At 64.5% G+C, this 1,359-nt stretch carries 1 protein-coding gene and 1 pseudogene; one reads left to right on the forward strand and one right to left on the reverse strand.

The features are described 5' to 3' along the window. Window positions 1-331 precede the first annotated feature (331 nt). Window positions 332-1,126, forward strand: a complete 795-nt coding sequence (locus ACFWP5_RS52470) for an SDR family oxidoreductase (RefSeq protein WP_384174563.1) — start codon at window positions 332-334, stop codon at window positions 1,124-1,126. Here ACFWP5_RS52470 and ACFWP5_RS52475 read toward each other — a convergent pair. Further along, window positions 1,076-1,359 (reverse strand): annotated as a pseudogene (locus ACFWP5_RS52475) (hypothetical protein); the annotation flags it as partial. The gene ACFWP5_RS52470 and the pseudogene ACFWP5_RS52475 overlap by 51 nt on opposite strands.

Below are 1,359 nucleotides of genomic sequence, written 5' to 3' on the forward strand. Positions count from 1 at the left end.
CTCACGCCCCCGCCCTGCGCATACCTCATGACACCGGCGTACCGCGACGATCAAGCCCTGTCAGCAACTACGACAACCCGAGTTCAACCTCAGTAAACGCGAAATAAGCGGGAGTCAGACGACCGATACCCCAGGAGCATCTCTAATGCAAAAACGCAAACTAAGACAGAACCTCGAAGTCTCGGCTCTCGGGCTCGGCTGCATCGGCATGAGTTTCTTCTACGGTCAGCCACCACGGCCCCGGCAAAGTCGTGATTAAAACACCGGCAGCTGAACCGAACACCCGACGCGTCGACGCATCATCCCGCACGGCCAACGAGAAAGACGGCAAGTGGTAGACAACCAATTCACAACGCACGCAGAACTTTTCGATCTGAGTGGAAAGCGCGCGCTCGTCACCGGTGGCACCAGAGGCATCGGGATGATGATTGCGCGTGGCCTTCTCCAGGCGGGCGTCCGCGTGGTCATCAGCTCACGCAACGCAGAAGCGTGCGCTCAGGCACAGGAACAGCTGTCCGGATTCGGTGAGGTGCGGGCCATCCCCGCCGACCTGTCCCGCCACGACGAGTGTCGGCGATTGTCCGACCTCGTCACCGCCGACTCTGAGCGTCTCGACATCCTCGTCAACAACGCGGGCGCCCTGTGGGACGAGCCGCTGGCGACGTTCCCAGACGCGGCCTGGGACACGGTCATCGACCTCAACCTGAAGTCGCCGTTCTGGCTGGTCCAGGCGCTGCTGCCCGCACTTCGCAAGGCGGGCACCGCCGGCGATCCCGCGCGGATCATCAACATCGGCAGCATCGCCGCCATCCACATCCCCCAGCGGCCCAACTACTCGTACTCCAGCAGTAAGGCCGCGCTGCATCAACTCACCAGAGTGCTCGCCAAGGAACTGGGACCGCAGCACGTCACCGTGAACGCCGTGGCGCCGGGACCGTTCCCGTCGACGATGATGGCTGCAACCCTCGATGAGTTCGGCGAGGCGATCGCGGCGTCGGCCCCACTACGCCGGATCGGCCGCGACGACGACATGGCGGGTGTCACCGTGTTCCTCGCCAGCCGGGCAGGCGCATACCTAACGGGCGCCGTGATCCCCGTCGACGGCGGCATCGCCACAACCGCGTAGGCCGCCTAGGTGGTTTCGTTTGGATCGTCGGGCGGACCAGAGGAAGATGCCGGTGATGTGGAGTCCGGCCAGGTAGATGGTCGCGGTCTTCTCGTAGCGGGTGGCGATACCCCGCCACTGTTTGAGGCGGTTGATGCGCCGTTCGACGGTGTTGCGCTGCTTGTAGGTCTCGCGGTCGAAGGCGGGTGGTCTGCCGCCCCGGCTGCCGCGTCGCAGCCGGTGTCCGCGCTGGT

Origin of the sequence: Streptomyces sp. NPDC058469, assembly GCF_042721125.1 — a bacterium.
Lineage (GTDB): Bacteria > Actinomycetota > Actinomycetes > Streptomycetales > Streptomycetaceae > Streptomyces.